The 22,699-nt window shown below is 67.4% G+C and carries 22 protein-coding genes; 12 read left to right on the forward strand and 10 right to left on the reverse strand.

Features of this window, described 5'->3' with window-relative positions; all coding sequences use genetic code 11:
• Nucleotides 1-62 precede the first annotated feature (62 nt).
• The 6 genes from AWC31_RS04550 to pip all read left to right on the forward strand — a co-directional run bounded on the left by AWC31_RS04550 (nucleotide 63) and on the right by pip (nucleotide 6,777).
• Nucleotides 63-1,034, forward strand: coding sequence for a MadB family AAA-type ATPase (locus AWC31_RS04550; RefSeq protein ID WP_165765919.1), 972 nt, complete (start codon nucleotides 63-65; stop codon nucleotides 1,032-1,034).
• A complete protein-coding gene (gene madC, locus AWC31_RS04555; protein ID WP_085143103.1) occupies nucleotides 1,031-2,527 on the forward strand; it encodes a MadC family VWA domain-containing protein in 1,497 nt (498 codons plus the stop codon). The genes AWC31_RS04550 and madC overlap by 4 nt, the downstream gene beginning before the upstream one ends.
• A 143-nt stretch (nucleotides 2,528-2,670) precedes the next feature.
• Nucleotides 2,671-3,852, forward strand: a complete 1,182-nt coding sequence (locus tag AWC31_RS04560; RefSeq protein ID WP_085143425.1) for an iron-containing alcohol dehydrogenase — start codon at nucleotides 2,671-2,673, stop codon at nucleotides 3,850-3,852.
• Complete coding sequence (locus tag AWC31_RS04565) at nucleotides 3,849-5,159, forward strand: MadS family sensor histidine kinase (RefSeq protein WP_085143105.1); 1,311 nt, start codon at nucleotides 3,849-3,851, stop codon at nucleotides 5,157-5,159. The genes AWC31_RS04560 and AWC31_RS04565 overlap by 4 nt, the downstream gene beginning before the upstream one ends.
• A 1-nt stretch (nucleotide 5,160) precedes the next feature.
• Nucleotides 5,161-5,793 carry a two-component system response regulator MnoR gene (gene mnoR, locus AWC31_RS04570; protein WP_067851786.1) on the forward strand — a complete coding sequence of 211 codons (633 nt, stop codon included), beginning with the start codon at nucleotides 5,161-5,163 and terminating at the stop codon, nucleotides 5,791-5,793.
• Nucleotides 5,794-5,814: 21 nt separating this feature from the next.
• The gene (pip, locus tag AWC31_RS04575; RefSeq protein WP_085143107.1) at nucleotides 5,815-6,777 is read left to right on the forward strand and encodes a prolyl aminopeptidase; all 963 of its coding nucleotides are present in this window, start codon (nucleotides 5,815-5,817) and stop codon (nucleotides 6,775-6,777) included.
• Here pip and mftM read toward each other — a convergent pair.
• Entirely contained in the window at nucleotides 6,693-7,655 is a 963-nt protein-coding gene (gene mftM, locus AWC31_RS04580; RefSeq protein WP_085143109.1) for a mycofactocin oligosaccharide methyltransferase MftM, read from the reverse strand. The genes pip and mftM overlap by 85 nt on opposite strands.
• Before the next feature lie 157 nt (nucleotides 7,656-7,812).
• Between mftM and AWC31_RS37320 the strand changes: the two genes are divergently transcribed.
• Complete coding sequence (locus AWC31_RS37320) at nucleotides 7,813-7,968, forward strand: hypothetical protein (protein ID WP_165765912.1); 156 nt, start codon at nucleotides 7,813-7,815, stop codon at nucleotides 7,966-7,968.
• Between the two features lie 38 nt (nucleotides 7,969-8,006).
• Here AWC31_RS37320 and AWC31_RS04585 read toward each other — a convergent pair whose 3' ends face one another.
• Nucleotides 8,007-8,687, reverse strand: coding sequence for a class I SAM-dependent methyltransferase (locus AWC31_RS04585; RefSeq protein ID WP_085143111.1), 681 nt, complete (start codon nucleotides 8,685-8,687; stop codon nucleotides 8,007-8,009).
• 19 nt (nucleotides 8,688-8,706) lie between these two features.
• Complete coding sequence (locus AWC31_RS04590; protein ID WP_067851822.1) at nucleotides 8,707-10,176, reverse strand: glutamate-cysteine ligase family protein; 1,470 nt, start codon at nucleotides 10,174-10,176, stop codon at nucleotides 8,707-8,709.
• 79 nt (nucleotides 10,177-10,255) lie between these two features.
• Between AWC31_RS04590 and AWC31_RS04595 the strand changes: the two genes are divergently transcribed.
• Both AWC31_RS04595 and AWC31_RS04600 read left to right on the forward strand, forming a co-directional pair.
• On the forward strand, nucleotides 10,256-11,056 hold the full coding sequence (locus AWC31_RS04595) for an MBL fold metallo-hydrolase (protein ID WP_085143113.1): 801 nt from the start codon (nucleotides 10,256-10,258) through the stop codon (nucleotides 11,054-11,056).
• A gap of 47 nt (nucleotides 11,057-11,103) precedes the next feature.
• A complete protein-coding gene (locus AWC31_RS04600) occupies nucleotides 11,104-12,240 on the forward strand; it encodes an acyltransferase family protein (RefSeq protein WP_085143115.1) in 1,137 nt (378 codons plus the stop codon).
• On the opposite strand, the gene AWC31_RS04605 is transcribed toward AWC31_RS04600, so the two are convergent.
• Nucleotides 12,237-12,998 (reverse strand): class I SAM-dependent methyltransferase, encoded by a 762-nt coding sequence (locus tag AWC31_RS04605; RefSeq protein WP_067851823.1) that lies wholly within the window; start codon nucleotides 12,996-12,998, stop codon nucleotides 12,237-12,239. The two genes, AWC31_RS04600 and AWC31_RS04605, sit on opposite strands and share 4 nt — an antisense overlap.
• A 49-nt stretch (nucleotides 12,999-13,047) precedes the next feature.
• Between AWC31_RS04605 and glpK the strand changes: the two genes are divergently transcribed.
• The gene (gene glpK / locus AWC31_RS04610; RefSeq protein WP_085143117.1) at nucleotides 13,048-14,565 is read left to right on the forward strand and encodes a glycerol kinase GlpK; all 1,518 of its coding nucleotides are present in this window, start codon (nucleotides 13,048-13,050) and stop codon (nucleotides 14,563-14,565) included.
• A gap of 45 nt (nucleotides 14,566-14,610) precedes the next feature.
• Here glpK and AWC31_RS04615 read toward each other — a convergent pair whose 3' ends face one another.
• The 3 genes from AWC31_RS04615 to AWC31_RS04625 all read right to left on the reverse strand — a co-directional run bounded on the left by AWC31_RS04615 (nucleotide 14,611) and on the right by AWC31_RS04625 (nucleotide 16,654).
• Nucleotides 14,611-15,282 (reverse strand): hypothetical protein, encoded by a 672-nt coding sequence (locus tag AWC31_RS04615; protein WP_085143119.1) that lies wholly within the window; start codon nucleotides 15,280-15,282, stop codon nucleotides 14,611-14,613.
• A 20-nt stretch (nucleotides 15,283-15,302) separates the two neighbouring features.
• Nucleotides 15,303-16,043: a PadR family transcriptional regulator gene (locus AWC31_RS04620; RefSeq protein WP_085143121.1), complete on the reverse strand. Its 741-nt coding sequence runs from the start codon at nucleotides 16,041-16,043 to the stop codon at nucleotides 15,303-15,305.
• An 89-nt stretch (nucleotides 16,044-16,132) separates the two neighbouring features.
• Nucleotides 16,133-16,654: a PadR family transcriptional regulator gene (locus tag AWC31_RS04625; RefSeq protein ID WP_067850122.1), complete on the reverse strand. Its 522-nt coding sequence runs from the start codon at nucleotides 16,652-16,654 to the stop codon at nucleotides 16,133-16,135.
• 84 nt (nucleotides 16,655-16,738) lie between these two features.
• Between AWC31_RS04625 and AWC31_RS04630 the strand changes: the two genes are divergently transcribed.
• Nucleotides 16,739-18,058: a carotenoid oxygenase family protein gene (locus AWC31_RS04630; protein WP_085143123.1), complete on the forward strand. Its 1,320-nt coding sequence runs from the start codon at nucleotides 16,739-16,741 to the stop codon at nucleotides 18,056-18,058.
• Here AWC31_RS04630 and AWC31_RS04635 read toward each other — a convergent pair.
• Nucleotides 18,055-18,987 carry an AraC family transcriptional regulator gene (locus AWC31_RS04635; protein WP_085143125.1) on the reverse strand — a complete coding sequence of 311 codons (933 nt, stop codon included), beginning with the start codon at nucleotides 18,985-18,987 and terminating at the stop codon, nucleotides 18,055-18,057. The two genes, AWC31_RS04630 and AWC31_RS04635, sit on opposite strands and share 4 nt — an antisense overlap.
• Nucleotides 18,988-19,003: 16 nt before the next feature.
• On the reverse strand, nucleotides 19,004-19,762 hold the full coding sequence (locus AWC31_RS04640; RefSeq protein WP_085143127.1) for a class I SAM-dependent methyltransferase: 759 nt from the start codon (nucleotides 19,760-19,762) through the stop codon (nucleotides 19,004-19,006).
• 84 nt (nucleotides 19,763-19,846) lie between these two features.
• Here AWC31_RS04640 and AWC31_RS04645 point away from each other — a divergent pair, with 84 nt between their 5' ends.
• Entirely contained in the window at nucleotides 19,847-20,326 is a 480-nt protein-coding gene (locus AWC31_RS04645; RefSeq protein WP_085143129.1) for an anthrone oxygenase family protein, read from the forward strand.
• Here the strand turns inward: AWC31_RS04645 and AWC31_RS04650 are convergent, their stop codons facing one another.
• Nucleotides 20,327-22,642 (reverse strand): arylsulfatase, encoded by a 2,316-nt coding sequence (locus AWC31_RS04650; protein WP_234816727.1) that lies wholly within the window; start codon nucleotides 22,640-22,642, stop codon nucleotides 20,327-20,329.
• Between the last annotated feature and the right edge of the window lie 57 nt (nucleotides 22,643-22,699).

Raw genomic sequence — 22,699 nt, forward strand, 5'->3', positions numbered from 1 at the left:
CCGAGCACGCCCCTGCTCTGCCCCACCCCCTGGAGGCAGCCGTGACCACCGTGACCATTCCCATGCACGACGAGCCGGTCTCGTTCGACAGCGCCGCCGAACTCGCCGACGCCCTCCGCGAGCACGACTACATCGCCGACACCGACCTCGCCACCGTGGTGCATCTCGCGACCGCACTCGACCGGCCGCTGTTGCTGGAAGGCCCTGCGGGTGTCGGCAAGACCGAACTGGCGAAGGCGCTCGCCGCGGCGGGCGGCCGTAAGTTGGTCCGGCTGCAGTGCTATGAGGGACTCGACGACAACCGCGTGCTCTACGAATGGGATTACGCCAAACAGCTGCTGCACGTGCAGATGTTGCGGGATCGAATCGCCGCTGACGCCAGCGCCATTGACGAGATCGCCGGGAACCTCTACACCGAGGACTTCCTGTCGGTGCGTCCGCTACTGGAATCGGTGCTGTCCGAGCAGCCCGTCGTGCTACTGATCGACGAGGTCGACCGCACCGAGGAAGCCATGGAAGCGTTGCTACTGGAGGTGCTGGCCGAGCGGCAGATCACGATCCCCGAGATCGGGACGTTCGTGGCCCGCACGGTGCCGTGGGTCGTGTTGACCTCCAACGACACTCGCGAGTTGTCGGCCGCGCTCAAGCGTCGTTGTCTGCACTTTCATCTCGACTTCCCTACGCCGCAACGGGAACGCGACATCGTGGGCGTCCGGGCGCCGCACGTCGAACCCGCGGTGGTGGCCGACGTGGTCGAACTCGCGCGAACCCTGCGTGAGCTTCCGCTGCGCAAGAGCCCGTCGATCTCCGAGGTGATCGACGGGGCACGCGCGGCTGCGCTGCTCGGCGGGGACGTGTCGCAGGACCTGCTGCTGTCGACGTTGGTGAAGTTCACGAGCGACCGCGACATCGCGCTGCGTCACCTCACGCAAACACCCACTGTCGCAACCGAAGTGCACGAGCGAGTCACCGTGGCGTCGCGGCCGGCCAACACCACCACCGCGGCGTTCCGCGGACGCGGCGGCCGAAAGTGACACCGTCTCAGATCCTCGACATCGCCGCGGCGGCATTCGGTCAGTTGCTGCGTCGGGCCGGTGTGGCGACATCGCCCGCCGAGGTGATCGAGGTGCGTCGGGTCCTGGGCCTGCTCGGCGCCAGGGATCTGACGGCCCTGCGGGCCGCGTTGCGTGCCACCTGCGCGAAATACGGTCGCGAACAACGCGGATTCGACCGCGCCTTCGACGCGATGTTCGGCGCCGTGGACGTGGCACATCACGAGCCGGGGGTGGACCCGAGCCGTGCGCACACCGGCTCGGGCCTGCCCGACCAGCTCGAGATCGACGAGAACCAAGAGATCGGGCGCTACGCCGAATACAACGAACGCGCCGCCGAGGTCGGTGATCACTTCGACACCCCGGAGGCCGACAAGGGTTTCAACCCGCACAAGGACGACGACGATTTCAGTGTGACGGGCGCCGACAACCAGCTGACCGTGTCGGCCGAAACCGACAGCGGCAGAAGGGGTGTGCGCTATACCGTCGAGGTGGACCGGGCGGCGTCGAGCATGGCAGGCGACCTCGCCGACTCGGTGGCACCCGTCGTCGCCGGTGGCCTGCACTGGGACGATCCGGAATCGATCCTGGCGTGGCTGGACGCCTACGATCCCACCCGAACCTATGGCGAGGACGCCGGCGATCAACCGTTGACGGCCGAACAGCTGAGCCAGCTCAGCCAGGCGGTCGAGGGGTTCGTCGCTGCGCTGGCCGACCGCTGTGGGCTGGCAGCCGAGCCCGAGGGTCCCGACGGGCCTGCCGACGTGGGGCTCGCCGCCGACATCGACCTGGCCTGCCACGAGGTGTTGCGCCGGATGCGGGGTGCGCCGCGACCGCGGCCCCGCGAGCGCGGGCGGGGCCGGCTCGACATGCGCCGCACGACGCGGGCGAGCCTGCGCACCGATGGCGTCCCGTTCCACCTGGTGATGCGCACGCCGCTGCCGGACCGCATCCGGTTGCTCGTCATCGCCGACGTGTCGCTGTCGGTGCGGCCGGTCACCGCGTTCACACTGCGGCTCGCGCAGGCGATGCACCGGCGGGCGCACCGCTGCCGGGTGATGGCATTCGTCGACCGTCCCGTCGACGTCACCGAGATCCTGCTGCGCGCCGGCGGCGACGACGCGCTGGCCGCGGTACTCGCCGAGGCGCAGCTCGACCTGGAGGCCAGCAGCGACTACGGGCAGGTGTTCGACGAGATGCTCGCCGGGCAGGCCGACGCGCTGGATTCCCGGACCGCGGTGCTGGTGGTCGGCGACGGCCGCAGCGGCGGGCTGCCGTCCGGCGTCGAGCGGCTGCGGGCGCTGCGCCGCCGCGTACACCGGGTGGCGTGGGTGACACCCGAGCCGACCCGGTATTGGCACCAGGCGACCTGCGCGATGCCCGAGTACGCGCAAGTCTGCGACAAGGTCGTGGTTGCGCGCGATGCCGAGCAGCTCACGGCGCGCGCCGGGCAGCTCGCGCACGGCCTGTCCTGACCGCACTACCTACCCGATCGGGTAGGTACGCACCTGTCCACCTGCACATTGGTTGTGCCTGCCGGTCCACGTAGGGTGGTCGTGTTACGTGGATCACACAGCAGGGAGTGCGCGACGTGATAGCGCAGGCAGAGATCGCGCCGATGACGGTGCCCGTGGGTAGGTCGGGCGTGCCGACCCGGCTGTTGAAATTTCACGCGCCGGAGATCGTGTTCGGTATCGACTCGATGGCCGAAGCCGCGCACGCCGCAGTGCGCCTCGGCGGGCTGCGGCCGCTGCTCGTCACCGATCCCGGGCTCATCGAGGCCGGCTGGGTCGACGAACTCGTCGGGCACCTGCGCGCGCAGTGCGTGACGGCGCATGTATGGAGCGGGCTGACCCCGAACCCCAAGGATCACGAGATCACCGCCGGGCACGAGTTCTACCGGTCGCACGGCTGCGACGTCCTGATCGCGCTCGGCGGCGGGTCGGTGATCGACGCGGCCAAGGGCATCGCGATCCTGTCGGCCAACGGCGGCGACATCCTCGACTACGCCGGCGTGGACAAGGCCACCATGCCGATCCCGCCGCTCGTGGTGCTGCCATCCACGTCGGGCACCGGGGCCGACGTCTCGCAGTTCTGCATCGTCACCGACACCACGCGCAACACCAAGATCACGATCCTGGGCCGCGCGCTGGTGCCCGACATCACCGTCATCGATCCCCGGCTGCTCACGACCATGCCCGAATGGCTCAACGCCGCAACCGGTTTGGACGCCCTGACGCACGGCATCGAGGCATTCGTCTCGCTCGGGCACAACCAGCTCACCGACCATCACGCACTGCGCTCGGTGGTCATGGTGACCGAAAACCTCGTGACCACCATCGAGCGCCCACAGGCGATGCCTGCCCGCGTGCTGATGGCGCAGGCCGCGCTGGAAGCAGGTCTCGCCTTCACCAACGCCATCCTCGGTGCCGCGCATGCGATGAGCCATCAGGTCGGTGGATTGCTCGACCTGCCGCACGGCGTCATCAACGGGGTGCTGCTGCCGCATGTGGTGCGGTTCAACGCCGAGGCCGACCCGGCGCCGTTCGCGACCATCGCATCCTGTCTCGGAATCGCCGACAAACGCGCACCCGAGCTGGAATCCGCGCTGGCGCTGGCGGATCGACTCCAAGAGCTCGCGCGGCAGGTCGGGGTGCCGCGCGGGCTCGCCGATCTGGGTGTGCGTGACGAGGACGTGCCGGTGCTGGCGCGCAACGCCATGGCCGACGCGTGCATCACCACCAATCCTCGCCCGGCCGACGAGGCCCAGTTGCGTGCGCTGTTCCGGGCCGCGCTATGAGGGCACCGGATCTGGAGCGACTCACCGGGGTTCGGTCCGGCAAGCCCACGTTCTATCCCGAGTTCCGGGTCGCCGCGCAGCGCACCGAACGGGTCATCGCCGCGCTCGAAGCGATATCGCGCGCCCTCGTGCAGACCGTCAACGGTCCCGAGAAACTCGTGCGTGCGGTCGCCGAGGCGGCCCGCACCCATCTCGGTGCCGACTGGGTGCTGCTCGCCCTCGCCGACGGCGCCCTGCCCGAAGCCCGGCCGCGCCACCTGATCCTCGACGCAGATGGCCATGCCTACTCATTCGAAGGGCTTTCCGGCGCAAAGCATCCGGTGCCGCACCTGCCCGACGCGGTGCTCAATCGGCTCAACGATATTCTGCGTGGCCAGCTGGCCCAGTTCCGGCTTCCGGTCATCGAACCACATCACGCGCATGTGCCGATCGAACTCGACGGCGGCGTGATCGGCGCGTTCGCGGCATGGACGCCCAGCCATCGCACCCTCGACGGCACCGACGAGACCGTGATGCGCATCCTGTCGAGCCAGACCGCCGTCGCGCTGCACAACTGCGAACTGTTCCAGCGTTCACAGACCCTGCTCGCGCAGTCGGAGGCCCGCAACGCCGAGCTGCTGGCCACCCAGCGTGAACTCGGTGCGGCGCAACGGCATCAGGTGCTCGACAACGAACGCCACCGCATCGCGCGCGAACTGCACGACAGCGTGACCCAGACCGTGCTGTCGGCAGGCATGCAGATCGAGGTGTGCCGCAGCGAGGTCATGTCGCTGGGCGCAGGCGATCTCGTCGATCGACTGGACATGGCCAAGACCCTGACCCGGTCGGCGACCGAGCAGCTGCGGTCGGCGATCTACGCGCTCAACCATCCCGAAGACGCCAGCCGCTCCACGCTGCCCGAACTGCTCGAACAGCTCGCGACCGTGCACATGCCCGAGGATCTGCGCGTGACGCTGCGCGTCGAGGGCGCGGTTGCCGAACTGCCCAGCGAGGTCGAGCACGCACTCCTGCGTGTGGCGGGCGAGGCCCTGTTCAATACGGCCATGCACGGCAACGCAACTCGCGCGATCGTCCGGCTGCGCTACCGGCAAGACCTGGTGACACTGTCGATCTCCGACGACGGCACCGGCGATCCGGACAAGCTGCGCCTGATGCTGCGGCTTGCCGACGCGACCGATGTCGACGGCCACCACCGCGGCCTGGCCAACATGCTCGCCCGCTGCCGGGAACACGGCGGCACGTTCGCGGTGCAGCGGTCCCGGATCGGCGGGGTCCGCGTGGTCGCGACGATACCCAGGAGGCACTGACGTGATTCGATTGGCACTCGTCGACGACCACGCCATCCTGCGGCAGGGCCTGCGTTCACTGCTGGAACGCGAACAGGACCTGATCGTGGTCGGCGAGGCATCGAGCGAACCCGAGGCCGAGGCGATGGTGGCGGCCGTCAAACCCGACGTCGTGCTGCTCGACCTCAAACTGTCCGCCGGATCGGACTTCGAAGGTTTGTCGTTGTGCACCAAGCTGTCTGCCGCGCACCCCGAGGTCGGGCTGCTGGTGCTGACGACGTTCCTCGACGAGGATCTCGTGGTACGGGCCGTGCACGCCGGGGCCCGCGGCTACGTCGTCAAGGACGTCGACACCACCGAACTCGTGCGCGCGATCCGCGCGATCTCGTCGGGCGACAGCGCGTTCGATTCCCGCAGCGCGGCCGCGGTCGTGCGCTCGCTGAGCGGACGCACCGAGCCCCGCGAGCAGCTCACCGACCGCGAGATCGAAGTGTTGCGGCTGTTGGCGGCGGGGTTGTCCAACATCAAGATCGGCGAGAAGCTGTTCATCTCCGCGACGACGGCGAAATTCCACGTCAGCAACATCATGCGCAAGCTCGACGTCAGCCGCCGGGCCGAGGCGGTCTACGCCGCCAGCAAGCGCGGGTTGATCTAGCGATCTAGTACGGTCGGCGGCATGGGGCAAGGTCGCGAGTGGTACCCGCCGATCGAACCCTACGAGTCCGGCATGCTCGACGTCGGCGACGGCAACTCGATCTACTGGGAGGCCTGCGGGAACCCGTCCGGCTTCCCGGCCGTCGCACTGCACGGTGGTCCGGGGTCGAGTTCGAAGCCCGGCATGCGGCGGTATTTCGATCCACAGCGGTACCGCATCGTGCTGTTCGACCAACGGGGCAGCGGCCGCAGCACACCCCACGCAGGCGATCCATCGGTTGATCTCGCAGTCAACACGACCGATCACCTGATCGCCGACATGGAGGTGCTGCGAACACATTTGGCCGTGGGTCGGTGGGTGGTCGCCGGCTGGTCGTGGGGTACGACGCTGGCGTTGGCCTACGCCGAACGGCATCCCGAGCGCGTCGCGGCGATGAAGTTGACGGCGGTCACCACCACGACGCCGAGCGAGGTGCGGTGGATCACGCGCGATGTCGGGCGGTTGTTTCCGGCCGAGTGGGCGCGGTTTCGTGACGGCGTGCCCGCGGCCGACCGGGACGGCAGCCTCGTCGACGCGTATGCGCGCCTGCTCGCCGACGACGACCCGGGCGTGCGGGACAAGGCGGCATGGGATTGGTGTGAATGGGAGGACTCGCACATCAACCTCGGTCCCGAGCCTCGACCATGGCACGTCGAGATGGCGCCCGAGGACCGGATGTGCTTCGCGCGCTTGGTCACTCACTATTGGCGCCACGCCGCGTGGCGGGCCGAGGGCGAACTACTCCGCGACGTCGACAAGATCGCGCACATACCGGCGGCGTTGATCCACGGCCGGCTCGATGTCAGCGGTCCACCCGACATCGCGTGGCAGCTCGCTCAGCGTTGGCCGGCCGCCGAGCTTCACATCGTGCCCGGCATGGGACATGAATCCGGTGGGGCGATGGGGGAATTGGGCGTGCGGGCCCTCGACCGTTTCGTCGCCTGATCGAGCACAAGCCAACCGCCGTGATGCTCGGAGACGGTGACGCGCACACCCGGATGAGTGTGGCTAAGCCGTTCACCCAACCGAACCAGCTCGGCGACATCGAATCGGCGCACATGCCCGTAGCAGGCCTGCGGTTCGTCTTCGAACGGCACCGCGACGATCACTCGGCGCCGGGCCAGCCGTAGCGCCTCGGCGAGAACCGCATCGCCGGCCGCCGGGCTCAGATGCTCCAGTAGATGCAGGGCGGTGACGGTGTCGGCCGCGCCGTCGGCAACTGGCACGTGCGCGGCGTCGCAGGCCAAGGTGTGCACCGGCCGGCAAAACTGGAAGCTCACGCGGCTGAGCAGATCCATCGTGGGCGCACTGAGATCTGTTGCGGTCACCTCGAATCCGGCCCGGCTCATGCGCAGCGGAAAGAACCCGAAGCACGAGCCGAGGTCGAGTACCTGTGAGCCGGCGGTCAATTGCATGGCCCGCTCGTGGACCGGCGCGAATGCCGCACGGCCGGATTCGAGCGCGGCCAGCGAGTTGCGGTAGAACCGTGACCACGCGGGCATTCCGCCGTCGACCGTGGACCGCACGATGCCGGTGAACACGAGCTCGAAGTCGGGTTGACCGCGCAGTACTCCGCTCGCGCCGAGTTCGTCGGTCAGCAGGATGGCGAGTTCGTCGGACAGTTCATCCGGGGTGAGATCGTGTTCAACGGTCAGGGCGCTGCCGCGGCGCTGAGCGCAGAACCGTGGTGTGCAGACCGTGCCGGCGTGGTCACGGTGTGGCCCACGACGCCGGCGTACCCGCACCCCGTTTCCGCTCCACACACCCCGCGGTGCCGGTGCCAGCGGATCGACCGGTGCCGGCCCGAGTACGGTAACTGCCATGCTGGACAACGCTATTCGGGTCAGGCGTGGGTTAGCCCGCCCCAATCGGTCGTGAACGTCGTCTGACCGGGTGGTTCTGCAACTGCCCGTTCGGCCAGTGTCGTCCGGCGATGAGCTGTCATAGCGTCGGTGGTATCCGTGACGCCGGGAGGTCCTGATGTCCGATCGCAACGATGCCGTCGAGGTCGACACCCCCGACACCGGACAACACGCCGCAAGCCACGCCCCGCCTGACCCGTTGCCTCCAGCACGCGTGGTGAGTGCCCGGCCCAAGCGGGTGCGCGACGTGCGCCTGACGCGCGAGTTTTTGTAGGCGGCTATCCCGGATGGGTTCAGCCGCCTACGGGATGCCTAGCCGGCCTTGTGCGCGGTGAGCAGGAAGGCCGGGAACTTGATGCGGCCTTTCTCGTCGACGCCGTGCGGCGGCGGATCGAACGGCGCATCGGGGATCGCGATCGCGTTGGCGTGGATGAACGCAGGCCGGATGTCGTCGATCTCCCAGTGCTTGGAGACCGCCGCCCGCAGTTCCTCCTCGGTCACCTCGTTCGGCTTGACCTCCATCTCGGAGGGGAACGCGCCCTTCGCGAACACCAGCACGAAGTAGCTGGCGCCGGGTGCCGACGCCCGGTGAATCGAGCTGAGGTAGCCGTCGCGGCCCTCGATCGGCAGCGAGTGGAACAGCGTCGAGTCGATGACCGTGTTGAACCGGCCGTCGTAGCCGGTGAACGAGGTGATGTCGCCCTGGACGAAGCTCGCGGTGCTCAGGTTGCGTTCCTGGGCGGCGCGGTTGGCCGCGGCGATCGCGGTCGGGCTCAGGTCCATGCCGACGACGGTGTAGCCGTCGGCCGCGAGCGCCAACGACAGCTCGGCGTGCCCGCAACCTGCGTCAAGCACATCGCTGCGGAACTTCCCGGCCTGGTGCAGCGCCGCGAGCTCGGGCTGCGGCTCACCGATGTTCCAGGGCGGCGGGCCTTCGAAACCGGATTCTCCCCGGTAGGCGCCATCCCAGTCCAAGACGTCTTGTGATGTCATGCCAACCAACGTACGCGTCTCAGTCCCATGTGTGGACGGGCTCGTTACTGTGCATCCGCTGGACATACAGCCGCAACATTTCGGCCAACGCCTCGGGTCGCGACCGTCCGCTTTGCTGGAAGTCCTGCACCGTGGACACCTGCCAGGCCGCGCCCGTCTGGCCGGTCTTGGCCCGGCCCTCGATCACGCCGAGATAGCGATCGCACACCTCGCCGGACACGCCCCAGCGCCGCAGGCCGTCGTGTGCGAGCGGCAGCAGCTGGCGCAGGATCAGCTCGTCGGGTGTCACCTCGCCCAGACCGGGCCAGTACAACCGGGCATCCATCCCGTGCTGGGCGCCTGCCGTGAAATTGTGGTGCGCCGCAGCGAAACTCATCTTCGTCCACAGCGGCCGGTCCTCTTCGGACAAGGTCCGCAGCAACCCGTAGTAGAACGCGGAATTGGCCATCATGTCGATCACCGTCGGCCCGGCAGGCAGCACCCGGTTCTCGACCCGCAGGTGCGGCAGGCCGTTGACCACGTCGTACACCGGCCGGTTCCACCGGTAGATGGTGCCGTTGTGCAGCCGCAGCTCGGACAGCGTTGGGGCGCGGCCAGCGGCGAGCTCGGCGACTGGGTCCTCGTCGGACAGCTCGGGCAGCAGCGACGGAAAATACCGGACGTTCTCCTCGAACAGATCGAATATCGAAGTGATCCACCGCTCGCCGAACCACACCCTTGGCCGCACGCCCTGTGTCTTGAGTTCGTCGGGCCGGGTGTCGGTGGCCTGCGTGAACAACTCGATACGCGTCTCGGCCCACAGTTGGTGACCGAAGAAGTACGGCGAGTTGGCGCCCACCGCGAGCTGCGGCCCGGCAAGTACCTGGGCGGCGTTCCAGTTCCTGGCGAAATCGGCGGGCGAGACCTGCAGGTGCAGTTGCATGCTGGTGCACGCCGACTCCGGCGCGATCGACGCGGCCTGGATGCTCAGCCGTTCGGGCCCGGCGATGTCGATCGCCATGTCCTCGCCGCGGGCGGTGAAGATCGAGTCGTTGAGCGCCTGGTATCGCGTCGATTCGCTCATCCAGCTGCCCGAAAGATGTTCGGGCATAAGCGTCGGAAGGATACCGACCATCACGATGTGCGCGCCGTCCTCGTTGGCCTTGGCCTCGGCCGCGTTGAGGCTGGCGCGGACCTCGTCCTCGAGCTCAAGGGCGGCCCGGCCGGGCAGCGGCCGCGGGGGCACGTTGAATTCGATGTTGTACGCGCCCAATTCGGTCTGGTACGCGGGATCGGCGATCGAATCGAGCACTTCGCGGTTGGACATGGCCGGCTGGTACTGGCTGTCGACCAGGTTGCACTCGATCTCCATGCCGGTCAGCGGGCGCTCGAACTCGAATTTCGACTGGGCGAGCATGGTTTCGAACACGTCGAGGCACAGCTGCACCTTGCGGCGGTACTCCTGCCGGTGCGCCCGCGTGTACTCGGTCCGCTTGACCTCTTCGCCCACACCGCGATGCAACAACGTCGAGCGGCCTTCGCGCAACAGAATCGCGAATAATCATCGTCACGGCGGGTAGCCGGGTCCCATGCAGATCACCGTCACGTTCGTCGGCAATGCCACCACGCTCGTCACCGCCGACGGCATCACCTTGCTGACCGACCCGAACTTCCTGCACCAAGGCCAGCACGCGTATCTCGGATATGGCTTGGTATCAAAGCGCCTGCGTGAGCCCGCGCTGTCGATTGAGCGGCTGCCGCCGGTCGACGCGGTCGTGCTCTCGCACATGCACGGTGATCACTGGGACCGGGTGACGCAGCGCAGACTCGACCGTACGCTACCCATCCTGACCACGCCGCACGCCGCCAAACGGCTGGCCCGCCGCGGATTCGTCCACGCCGTCGGCATGTCGACGTGGCAGAGCCACCGGATTGCCAAAGGCGGTTCGTCGGTCACCGTCACGGCGCTGCCCGGGCGGCATGCCCCCACTCCGGTGGACCGGCTGCTGCCGCCGGTGATGGGATCCATGCTCGAGTTCACCGACGGAACGGCCGTACGGCGCCTCTACATTTCGGGGGATACCCTGCTGGTCGAGGAACTCGACGAGATACCGACCCGATTCTCGTCGATCGATGCCGGCGTCTTGCATCTGGGCGGCACCCGATTGCCGTTCGGCAGGCACCTGCCGTTCGGCCTGACCGTCACCATGGACGGACGCCAGGGCACCGATCTGGTCGAGCGGCTGAACCTGCCGAGAGTGATCCCGGTGCACTTCGACGATTACGGGGTTTTCGCGTCGCCGTTGTCCGACTTCGTCGACGACATGAAGCACCGGGGCATGGGCGGCCGCATCGTCGAACTGGACCGCGGCGCGTCGACAACCCTGTGAAATCAGACCGGGCCGGGTCATCGACCCCGGTAGTGTCGGAACTTGCGATGACCTCATCGGCGGAGGCAGATCAAGGCGGGCTCGAACAGGTTTCGCGCGCTGACCGAATAGCGGCACTGACCGGGGTACGTGCCGTGGCCGCACTGACGGTGATGGGCACCCACGCCGCCTACGGCACGGGACTGCTGACGGCGGGCTATGTCGGCCTGATGAGTGCCCGCCTGGAGATCGGCGTCGCGATCTTCTTCGTGCTGTCGGGTCTGCTGCTGTTCCGCCCGTGGGTGCAGGCCGCTGTCGACGGCAGCGACGAGCCGAGCGTATGGCGGTACGCGCGAAATCGCTTCCGCCGCATCATGCCTGCGTATGTCGTGACGGTGCTGGTGGTGTACGGCGTGTACGAATTGCGCCCCGTGACGCCGAATCCCGGCCACACGTGGGCAGGTCTGGTGCGCAATTTGACCCTGACCCAGATCTACAGCGACGACTACTTCACGGTCTACCTGCACCAGGGGTTGTCGCAGATGTGGAGCCTGGCAGTCGAGGTCGCGTTCTACGCGGTGCTGCCGCTACTCGCCTATCTGCTGTTGGTGGTGCTGTGCCGCCGACGTTTTCGGCCCGTACTGCTGCTCACCGGCCTGGGCGCGCTCGCCGCGGTGAGCCCGGCCTGGCTGGTGGTGTTGCACGCGACCGACCTGCTGCCGGTGGGTGCCGGATCGTGGTTGCCGCACTACCTGTGCTGGTTCGTCGGCGGCATGATGTTGGCGGTGCTGGCCGCCATGGGGGTGCGGTGCTATGCGCTTGCCGCGCTGCCCTTGGCGCTTGCGTGTTATCTGGTGGTGTCGACGCCGATCGCCGGAACCACGACCGCGAGAACGCTCGGTCTGTCGGAGGAGCTTTTCAAGACGATCTTCTACGCGGTGATCGCGACGCTCGTCGTGGCCCCGCTCGCACTTCGCGACGAGAGCCGGTACCGGCGGCTGATGGGCAGCAGGCCCATGGTGTGGCTCGGCGAGATCTCCTACGAGATCTTCCTGCTGCACGTGGTCGTGATGGGCCTGGTCATGGAATTGGTACTGGGCTGGCACATCTACACCGGATCGGCGGCGGTGCTCTTCGTGGTGACACTGGTGTTCACGGTGCCGTTGGCTTGGCTGTTGCACCGGTTGACCCGGCCACGACGCTAGCCGCGGCCCGCGATCACGATCTGCGGAATCCGAAGGCCGCCGCGCAATTCCACGGTGATGGCGGGGTCCGCGTGGGCGGCGAGCGCGCGCAGCGCGGACGGGCTGTAGCAGCGCAGCGAACTGATCACGCCGTCGTGCACGAACGGCACCACCGGTGCCAGCGGCAGCATCGTGGCCAGCCGCAGCAGGTGCAACGGGGCAGGCGGCCGCGGCAGGTCGATGATCAGCAGCTTGCGCGCCACCCGGGTGCCCTCGGCGAAAACCTGAGAGGCCTGGGTGGGTGCCAGGTGATGGAAGGACAACGCGAAGACCGCCAGGTCGAAGCTTGCGTCGGCGGCGTCGATCGCGGTCGCATCCATCTCGCGCACCACCGCGCGCGGATGGCGGCCCAAATCGCTTGCGGCCATGTCGGCTACCGAAACCGGATTGACGTCGGTGACCGTGACCCGTGCGGTGGGGTGGTTCTCCAGCAGCTTGCGCGACACACCGCCGTGGCCGGCACCGAGCTCGAGGATTGCCGGGTCCGGCGCGTCGGCCACCAGCTCGAGGGCGATCGCCGCGAATTTCTCGTGGTTGCCGAAGAATTCGCCGGTCCATTCGAGTGCGCGGATCACGCTGCGCTTGCGTGCCTCGTCGACGTCGTCGCGATCCAGATACTCCAGCCGATCGGTCTCCAGTAGCCGGTCCAGGCAGGATGCCTTCGGCCCGCCACGGGGCATGTGCTCGATATCGGCGGTCTCGCTACCCATGTAGGCCATGATGGACGTTTCGGAAGGCAGGAGCGACGCGACCCGGGAAAGGAGCACAGTGGCCGATTTTGTCGCAGCGATCGACCAGGGCACCACCAGCACCCGATGCATGATCTTCGATCACGACGGTGCCGAGGTGGGCCGTCACCAGCTCGAACACGAGCAGATCCTGCCGAGGGCCGGATGGGTGGAACACAATCCCGTCGAGATCTGGGAACGGACGGCGTCGGTCATCATGACCGCGCTCAACCGGACCAATCTGTCCGCGTCGGATCTGGCCGCCCTCGGCATCACCAATCAGCGGGAGACCGCGCTGGTGTGGAACAAGCACACCGGCAGGCCCTATCACAACGCCATCGTATGGCAGGACACGCGCACCGACCGGATCGCGGCAGCACTCGATCGCGACGGCCGCGGCGACGTCATCCGGCGCAAGGCCGGCCTGCCGCCCGCAACGTACTTCTCGGGCGGAAAGATCCAGTGGATTGTCGACAACGTCGACGGTGTCCGCCGCGATGCCGAGAACGGTGACGCGATCTTCGGCACCACCGACTCCTGGTTGACGTGGAACCTCACCGGCGGATATCGCGGCGGCGTGCACGTCACCGACGTCACCAACGCCAGCCGCACGATGCTGATGGACCTGGAGACGCTCGACTGGGACGACGAGCTGTTGTCGTTCTTCGGGATTCCGCGCCAGATGCTTCCCGAGATCAAGCCCTCGTCGTATCCGGCCTCGTTCGGGATCACGCGCGATGACGGCCCGTTGGCCGGGCAGGTGCCGTTGACGGGCATCCTCGGCGATCAGCAGGCCGCGATGGTCGGTCAGGTGTGCCTGGACGCGGGTGAGGCCAAGAACACCTATGGCACCGGCAATTTCCTGCTGCTCAACACCGGCGAGAAGATCGTGCGTTCGGACAACGGACTCCTCACGACGGTGTGCTACCAGTTCGGGGACGCGAAACCCGTTTACGCCCTTGAGGGTTCGATCGCGGTGACGGGGTCTGCCGTGCAGTGGCTGCGCGACCAGCTCGGCATCATCAGCGGAGCCGCGCAGAGTGAGGCACTGGCCCGTCAGGTTTCCGACAACGGCGGGGTGTATTTCGTGCCTGCGTTCTCCGGGCTGTTCGCGCCGTACTGGCGTTCGGATGCCCGCGGCGCGATCGTCGGGCTGTCGCGGTACAACACCAACGCGCACCTGGCCCGCGCGACGCTGGAGGCGATCTGCTACCAGAGCCGCGACGTCGTCGATGCCATGGAAGCCGATTCCGGTGTGCACCTTGAGGTTTTGAAGGTCGACGGCGGGATCACGGCCAACTCGCTGTGTATGCAGATTCAGGCCGACGTGCTCGGCGTGGATGTGGTCAAACCCGTCGTCGCCGAGACGACCGCGCTGGGCGCGGCCTATGCGGCCGGCCTGGCCGTCGGCTTCTGGGAGAACCCTGACGATCTGCGGGCCAACTGGCAGGAAGGCCAGCGCTGGACGCCGAACTGGAGCGACGAACAGCGGTCGACGGGTTACGCCGGCTGGCAGAAAGCCGTTGGCCGCACGCTTGATTGGGTCGACATCGAGTGATTTGTGCACATCGACAGGCGGTCAGCGCCGGTGGATGTGCACAAATCACATCTGAATGTGGCACTTGGCGAGGATGGGCTTGAGTTCCTCGTAGTACTGAGTGCCGAGCATCGCGTGCTTGGCCTTGTCGTTGTTACGGGCCGTGTCGGCGATCTGGTCGGCCAGGTCGGCCAATTTACCGGCCTGGTCGGCGACTTCGCCGGGGCTGACCTGCTCCGCCTGGTCACGGACGGCCTTGGCCCAGTCCCCGAAATCGCCGGGAGTCGGGCCCTTGCTCGCGTCGAAGACCGGCAGGATGAAGGCTTGGTGGCTCAGCCCGACGAGCGGTTCGACCTGACGGCAGCTCTTGTTCGAGATGTAGGCGAACGCAGTCGAGCCGAGGACGACCACTACCGCGGAGATTGCGGCGGCCGTCGCGATGGCCAAGGTGCGAGGTTCGGGATCGGGGACGCGCCGCCGCCACATCACGTGGGCGAGGACGATCGCAGCCACCGCGAGCACCGCCATCACGCCGGCCTCGATCAGCTGCCCGACACCGGACGCGGAGCTGGTCGCGCCCATCGTGGCCACCGTTGCGAGCAGCACCAGCAACCACTGCCAGACGCCGCGCCTGCGTTCGTAGGCATCGACATCGCGGAACTGGATTCCGATGACGGCGCCCGCCGCGGTGAGGACCGCGACGAGCGCCGGCACGACGGTTGTGACGAGGCTGTCCACGTGGGCAGCCTACGGGCAGCTCACTGCTCGCCGAGGATCTGGTAGATCTCGCGGCGCGCGTTGTTGACGGCGTCGAGGATGCGCTGCTGCTGATCCTCGTTGGCGGTGTGGGTGGACTGGGCCACCGCGCCCATCAGCTGAGCGACCGCGCCGTGCAGGTTGACGGCGTTGGGGTCGGCGTCCTCCACGATCTCGTCCCAGGGCGCGGTCGCGATCTTCTCGGCGGCCGCACGGCCCTCGTCGGTGAGCTCGAACGTCTTCTTGCTGCCTTCACTTTCGGCGGGGACGATCAGTCCCTCGTCGACCAGCAGCTGCAGCGTCGGGTAGACCGAGCCGGGGCTCGGCTTCCACAGGTTGTTGCTGCGTGCGGCGATTTCCTGAGTCATCTCGTAGCCGTGCATCGGCCGCTCGGCGAGCAGCGTCAGGATGGCGGCACGGACATCCCCGCGCCGACCGCGACCGCCGCGGCCACCGCGACGTCCGCCGCGCGGGCCGCCGAATCCGAAGCCGAAGCCGCCGCGCGGATCGAATCCGAACTCGAAGCCGCGCCCGGGACCGAAGCCCGGGCCGCCGAAGCCGGTCTCGCAGCGCGGGTCGAGGGCTTGTTCGCGGGCTTCGTGCAAGTGCGCGCGCATCTGATCGCGCATCTCACGCCGCGCTGCGCGGCGCTGGTGATGCATGGCCCGGCGATCGCCCGGCCCGAAACCCGGGCCGAAGCCGAAACCGAAACCGCCTGGTTGTGGGGTGAATGGAGTGCTCATATGGCGAGTCCTCACTGTCGGAGGAAGCACGGGCTGCGCTTCCGATACGTTGACGATATATCGAAAACTATCGCGATGCAACGATGAAGTCAGATTCGGCGCTTCTTCAGCTCGGCCACCACCCAGCGGGCCCACTCGGCTTGCATGGCGTTCATGCGCAGGCCGTACTCCAGCGCGGCATGCCCGAAGAAGTCGTCGGCATTGGTCCAGTCGACCGAGGCTTCCAGCGCCTTCAGGCGTTCGACCTCGCGGTCGGAGTAGTCGGCCAGGGCCGCGAGGTGGCTGCGCGCTTCGTCGACCGGTAGCTCTCCGAGTAGGAAGACCCGTAACAATTCGGCGCTGCGCTCGGGCGGATCGTCTTGCGGGTTGGCGATCCAGCGCAGCAGTTCGGCGCGGCCCGCGGGGGTGGCCCGATACTCCTTGCGGCCGCGCGGCCCGATGTCGGAAACCTCGATGAGCCCGGCTGCGGCGAGCTTGTTGAGCTCGCCGTAGAGCTGGCTCTGCGTCGCCGGCCACACGTTGGCCATGGATTTTTCGAACCTCTTGAGCAGGTCATACCCACTGCCTGGGTGCTGGACGAGCAGGCCGAGGGCCGCCATGCGCAAACTCATGCGGGCATCTTAGCTTCCACTCTTGACATGTCAGTTGTGGAATGTCAGGGTTGGGTCTGTCCCGCCCAGCCTCAGGAGACCCGGATGACCGAGACCGAAATCAACAACGGACTGCCCGGCGAAGGTGCCTTCTTCACGAAAGGCAACTACGCACCCGTCGCCGACGAGCTCACCGAATACGACCTGCCCGTCGACGGCGCGATACCGCCCGAGCTCGACGGCTGGTACCTGCGCAACGGTCCCAATCCCCGCCAGGCCAGCGCGCACTGGTTCACCGGTGACGGCATGATCCACGGCGTGCGCATCGAAAACGGTGCGGCGAAGTGGTACCGCAACCGGTGGGTGCGAACCGAGAGCTTCATCAAGGACTTCCCGGTCTACAACCCCGACGGCACGCGCAACCTGCGGTCCTCACTCGCCAACACGCATGTGGTCAACCACGCGGGCAAGACGCTGGCATTGGTGGAATCCTCGCTGCCCTACGAGGTCACCAACGATCTGGAGACCGTGGGGGCCTACGATTTCGGCGGCAAGCTCGTCGACTCGATGACCGCGCATCCCAAGATCTGCCCGACCACCGGCGAACTTCATTTCTTCGGCTACGGAAGCATATTCGAGCCGTACGTGACCTATCACCGGGCCGACGCGAACGGCGAACTCACCATCAACCGGCCCGTGGATGTCAAGGCGCAGACCATGATGCACGACTTCGCGATGACCCCAGGGCACGTGATCTTCATGGACCTGCCCGTGGTGTTCGACCTCGACATCGCCATCAACGGGGGCGACATGCCCTACCGCTGGAGTGACACCTACGGTGCCCGGCTGGGGCTGCTGCGTCGCGACGATCCGTTCGGCGAGATCCGCTGGTTCGACATCGACCCGTGCTATGTGTTCCATGTCGCCAACGCCTACGAGCACGGCAACAAGGTTGTGCTGCAAGCTGTTCGGTACCCCGAGCTGTGGCGCAAGGACGGTGATTTCGATGTGCCCGCGGTGATGTGGGAGTGGACCCTCGACCTGTCGGCGGGCACGGTCGCCGAGCGCCAGCTCGACGACTACGGCGTGGAATTCCCGCGCATCGACGATCGGCTCGCCGGGCTAAATGCCCGGTACTCGATCGCGGTGGGGGACAACACCTGGGTGCGTTACGACCTGACCACCGGTGAATCGGTCCGCCACGAACTCGGATCGGGCGGACCGGGGGAAGCGGTGTTCGTCCCCGGGTCCGGCCCGGCCGACGAGAGCAACGGTTGGTATCTCGGCTACGTGTACGACCCGGCCCGCAACGGCAGCGATCTGGTGATCCTCGACGCCTCGGACTTCAGCGGCAAGCCCGTCGCGAGAATCAAACTGCCGCAGCGTGTTCCCTACGGTTTCCACGGCAACTGGATCAGCGCCTAACCGGCCAGTGCGCGGTGCTCGTTCGGGCTGATGCCATAGGCACGCTTGAACGCGCTGCTCAACGCGAACGGCGTCGAGTAGCCGACCTGCCGGGCCACGGACGCGACCGTGGCCCGGCTCGTCTGCAACAGGTCGGCGGCCAGCGCGAGCCGCCACCCGGTGAGGAACGCGATCGGCGGTTCACCGACCTGTTCGGTGAACCGCCTCGCGAACACCGCACGCGAACATCCAACGGCCGCCGCGAGATTGGCGACGGTCCAGGGGTGGGCGGGATTGTGGTGGATGAGCCGCAGCGCGGGCCCGACGATCGGATCCTGCTCGGCCAGCCACCACGCCGGGGCGTTGCCGTCGCGACCGAACCAGCAGCGCAGCACCGCGATGAGCAGCAGGTCGAGCATCCGGTCGAGATAGACCTCCTGGCCCGGCCCGTCCTGCCCGGCCTCCGCCGCGAGCAACCCGACCAGCGGCGAATCCCATTCGGTGAAGCGCACCACGACTACGGGCGGCAGCACGTCGAGCAATCGCGCGCTGACCGCGCTGCGACCTTCGTAGGCGCACACGATGGCCTGCGCCGCACCGGAAGCCGAGTTGCCCCACGTCCGCACCCCCAGCGACATCGCGAAGCGCAGGCTCTCACCGGACAGCGTCGTGCAGCGCTGACCGGGATGGATCACCACGGTCGGCTGCGTCGCCGGATCGTCGGCGAACACATAGTGATCGGTGCCGCGCGTCAACGCGACGTCGCCGGGCTCCAACCGGGTGATGCCGCTGGTGTCGCCGACGATCACCGCACTGCCCGCGGTCTGACAGATCAGGGTCAGGGGTGCGTCGTCCGCGATCCGCATCGACCACGGCGGATCCATACGCAACCGCAGCACGAAGGCGCCGCGCGCCCGCACCCCGTCCAGCAGTCCGGCCAGGGCGTCCACGTCGGTAGCGTAGCGCTCACCGCGGTTTTCGTAGCTCGATCAGATGACGCGACGAGTGCGCGACGAACGGCCCGCCTGCCTCGATCCGGCGGTGCAGCGCATGGAGACGGTCGCGGTAGGCCTCGACGGTGAAATCCGGCACGGTCCAGATCACCTTGCGCAGGAAGTACACCACGGCGCCGATGTCACCGAATTCCATCCGCAGCCGCTCGGATCGCACGTCGACGACGTCGAGGCCCGCCGTGCGCGCGGCCGCCGTTTCATCGTCGGGATGACGCTTCATCCGGGCCTGCTCCTGTGGCCCGAGGAAGAACTCCACCAGTTCGAAAACGCTTGCGGGCCCGACGTGCTGGGCGAAGTAGGTGCCGCCCGGCGCGAGGACGCGGGCGATCTCCGCCCACCACACCGTGGCGGGATGGCGGCTGACGACGAGGTCGAACGCCGCGTCGCCGAAGGGCAGCGGCGGGTCATCGGGCGTCGCGACGACCACGACGCCGCGTGGGCCCAGCAGCCGGGTCGCCCGCGCGACGTTGGCCGGCCAGGACTCGGTAGCGGCCATCGTGAGCGGAAACTTCTCTGCCCCGGCGAGGACCTCACCTCCGCCGGTTTGGATGTCGAGGGCCGACGAAACCTGCGCCAGGCGCTGACTCATGAGCCGCTGATAGCCCCACGACGGCCGTTGCTCGGTGGCTCGGCCGGACAGCCAGGAGAAATCCCAGCCATCGACGGGAGCCGCTGCGGCCTCGGCGACGAGTGCATCGAAATCGCACGTCATGGTCCCATCGTGCCAAGACTGCTGCGTATGGAAACGGGACGGCGGGCCATGGAGTCGCAGGCCCATCGACAGTTGACTGCAGACATGAATCCGAGCCCAGTCATCGTGCTGACCGCGGTCGCCGCTCTGGCGAGCGCCGCCGTCGGCGGTATCTTCTACGCGTTCTCGACCTTCGTCATGCGCGGCCTCAACCGAACCGGACCGACCGACGCGTTCACGGCCATGCGCGGCATCAACACCGAGGCCAACGCCAACCCGGCGTTCCTGCTGTTCTTCGTCGGATCGGCCCTGTTGGCGCTGGCCGTCGGGGTCGTCGCGCTGATTCAGATCGGCAGGCCGGGCAGCTGGCTGCTGCTGGCGGGTGCGATCTTCGGCATCCTCGGCTTCGTCATCACGATGGTGTTCAACGTGCCGCTCAACAACCGGCTCGACCGCGCCGACATCGCCGACGCGGCGGCCGAGTGGCAGTCCTACTTCACCGCCTGGACGGCGTGGAACCACGTCCGCACCGGCACCGGATTCATCGGTGCGGTGCTGATGCTGGCCGGCCTCGCCCACCGCTGATCAGGTGTAGGCCACGCGGACGCGGTGGATACGCCCCTCGAACGGGAACGGCGCGCGTTCGCGGTAGTCCAGTGACACCGGTGAACCGAGGCACGTGCCGATGTCGAGGCAGTCGTTGGCGGTGAACAGCAGCGGGGCGCTGATCGGTACCTGGCCGGACGCGACGGTCTCGTCGCCCACCGACATCGTGATGTCGAGTGGTCCGGCCGGGCGCTGCTCGGCGTACTGGGTGCGCACCGTGATGGTCGCCGTACCCGGCGCCACCTTGGCCGCGGAGCGGATCTTGGTGCGCGACAGGATGAACAGGTTGTACTCGTAGCAGAGATAACCTTCGTCGAAGTAGCACGTCAAACCGCCCGCCGCGGCACCGAGTGCGTACAGCACCCCGTTCGCGTTCGCCGGGATGTCGGCAGTGATGGTGACCGTGTTGTTCTTGTTGCCGAGTGCGGGTGCGCAGAACTCGGGCATCCGCACCATGTCGCCGGTGAACTCCCACTCCTTGTACGGCGGAGCGATGCGGAGCTCGGGATGGTAGACGGGCACCCACAACCCGCCGCCGACGGGGAGCACGGAGTTGCGGGCGGCCTCGATCGCGAACATCTCGCGCATCTGGATGAGCTTCTCCGGCTCCTGCTCGGCGAGATCGCTTGCCTGCGACCAATCTTCGTCGAGGTGGTAGAGCTCCCAGGTGTCGTTGTCGGGCGTCCACGTCGCGATCCCCGGGGGTGTGCCCGGCACCCACGGCAATCGGGGGCCACGCGCGCAAGCCACCCATCCGTCGTGATAAATGGCTCGGCTACCCATGATCTCGAAGTACTGGGTCTTCTTGCCGCCCGGCGCCGAGCGGTCGACCAGGGTGCGCGCGAAACTCGCGCCGGCCAGCGGGATCTGCGGATCGCCGTTGACGACGCGCGGCGCCTCGATCCCGAGGATCTCGTAGATCGTCGGGACGATGTCGTTGCAGTGCAGGAACACGTCGCGCGGCGCGGGATCCGGCGTGATCTTCCTCGGCCATTTCACCGCGACGGGGTTACGGGTACCGCCGAGGTGTGAGGCCAGGAGCTTCATCCCCTTGTACGGTGTGCTGCCGGCCCATGCCCAGCCGGCGTGGTACTGGTTGTCGACCAGCGGTGAGCCGAGCACATCCAGGCCGCCGAGCTCGTCGAGTGCGTCGATGTGCTGGCGCACGGTCGTCGGAATCCCGTTCTGCGCCAACAGTTCCGCGATGGTCCCGTTCTGCCCTTCACCGGACGAGCCGTTGTCGCCCCAGATGTAGAAGAACAAGGTGTTCTCGGCGTAGCCCAGTTGCTCGAGTTCGTCGGCGATCCGGCCGACCTGGACGTCGACATGCTCGGCGTATCCGGCCGCGACCTCCATCAGGCGGCGCTGGAACGGCTTCTCGTCATCGGGGATGTCCTCCCATGCCGCCATCGCCGCGTCGCGCGGTGTCAGGGCGCAGTTCTGGGGAATCCAGCCTTTCTCCTTGGCGCGTGCGAAGACCCGTTCCCGGTACGCGTCCCAACCGTCGTCGAACTTGCCGGTGTAGCGGTCCGCCCACTCCTTCATGATGTGGTGCGGCCCGTGCAGGCATCCACTGGCCCAATACATGAAGAACGGCTTGTCGGCGTTGAACGCCTTGTGGCGGCGCAGCCAGCCGATCGCGTCGTCGGCGAGATCCTCCGAGAGGTGATAGCCCTCTTCCGGTGTCTTGGGCGGGGCCACGACCGTGGTGTTGCGGACCAGATGAGGCTCGTACTGTGACGCCTCACCGGCGAGGAAGCCGTAGAAGTACTCGAAACCGAGCCCGGTCGGCCAGTTCTCGAACGGGCCCGCCGCGGTGGTTTCCTCGGCCGGGGTGTTGTGCCATTTGCCGAATGCCGACGTCGCGTAACCGTACTGCTTGAGCACCTCGGCAACGGTCGCGCTGCTGCGCGGGATCTTGCCCGCGTAGCCGTCCCAGTCGTTGGCGAGCTCGGCGATCTGCCCGTTGCCGATCTCGTGGTGGTTGCGGCCGGTCAGCAGGGACGCCCGCGTCGGCGAACACATCGCCGTGGTGTGAAAACGGTTGTAGGACACGCCTTCCGCGCACACCCGGTCGAGTGTCGAGGTGGTCACCTCGCCGCCGAACGTCGACGGCAGCCCCGGCCCGGCATCGTCGATCAGGACGATGACGATGTTGGGCGTGTCCTCGTGTAGCCGGCGCGGGGTGGCGCGCTGCGCGTAGGTGGATTCCTGCAGGGTCCGGCCCGCGATGCTGGCCGACGGAATCGGCGCGAACGGCAAGACTCCTCCGCCCGGCAGGACTGGCGCAACCACATCTACACCGTCAGACAACTGTGTTCCTTTCCCTGGCGAATCCCTGGCGACCGAACG

The sequence above is a fragment of the Mycolicibacterium wolinskyi genome, from assembly GCF_002101965.1.
Classification (GTDB): Bacteria; Actinomycetota; Actinomycetes; order Mycobacteriales; family Mycobacteriaceae; genus Mycobacterium; species Mycobacterium wolinskyi.

Excerpts from the sequence above, each read along its gene's own strand:
- AWC31_RS04595 (WP_085143113.1), top strand. The coding sequence starts at position 10,256 with ATGCAGATCACCGTCACGTTCGTCGGCAATGCCACCACGCTCGTCACC.
- AWC31_RS04585 (WP_085143111.1), bottom strand. The coding sequence starts at position 8,687 with ATGACATCACAAGACGTCTTGGACTGGGATGGCGCCTACCGGGGAGAA.
- AWC31_RS04640 (WP_085143127.1), bottom strand. The coding sequence starts at position 19,762 with ATGACGTGCGATTTCGATGCACTCGTCGCCGAGGCCGCAGCGGCTCCC.
- AWC31_RS04620 (WP_085143121.1), bottom strand. The coding sequence starts at position 16,043 with ATGAGCACTCCATTCACCCCACAACCAGGCGGTTTCGGTTTCGGCTTC.
- AWC31_RS04605 (WP_067851823.1), bottom strand. The coding sequence starts at position 12,998 with ATGGCCTACATGGGTAGCGAGACCGCCGATATCGAGCACATGCCCCGT.
- AWC31_RS04550 (WP_165765919.1), top strand. The coding sequence starts at position 63 with ATGCACGACGAGCCGGTCTCGTTCGACAGCGCCGCCGAACTCGCCGAC.
- AWC31_RS04565 (WP_085143105.1), top strand. The coding sequence starts at position 3,849 with ATGAGGGCACCGGATCTGGAGCGACTCACCGGGGTTCGGTCCGGCAAG.
- AWC31_RS04625 (WP_067850122.1), bottom strand. The coding sequence starts at position 16,654 with ATGAGTTTGCGCATGGCGGCCCTCGGCCTGCTCGTCCAGCACCCAGGC.
- AWC31_RS04645 (WP_085143129.1), top strand. The coding sequence starts at position 19,847 with ATGAATCCGAGCCCAGTCATCGTGCTGACCGCGGTCGCCGCTCTGGCG.
- AWC31_RS04560 (WP_085143425.1), top strand. The coding sequence starts at position 2,671 with ATGACGGTGCCCGTGGGTAGGTCGGGCGTGCCGACCCGGCTGTTGAAA.
- pip (WP_085143107.1), top strand. The coding sequence starts at position 5,815 with ATGGGGCAAGGTCGCGAGTGGTACCCGCCGATCGAACCCTACGAGTCC.
- mftM (WP_085143109.1), bottom strand. The coding sequence starts at position 7,655 with ATGGCAGTTACCGTACTCGGGCCGGCACCGGTCGATCCGCTGGCACCG.
- AWC31_RS37320 (WP_165765912.1), top strand. The coding sequence starts at position 7,813 with ATGTCCGATCGCAACGATGCCGTCGAGGTCGACACCCCCGACACCGGA.
- AWC31_RS04600 (WP_085143115.1), top strand. The coding sequence starts at position 11,104 with ATGACCTCATCGGCGGAGGCAGATCAAGGCGGGCTCGAACAGGTTTCG.
- AWC31_RS04630 (WP_085143123.1), top strand. The coding sequence starts at position 16,739 with ATGACCGAGACCGAAATCAACAACGGACTGCCCGGCGAAGGTGCCTTC.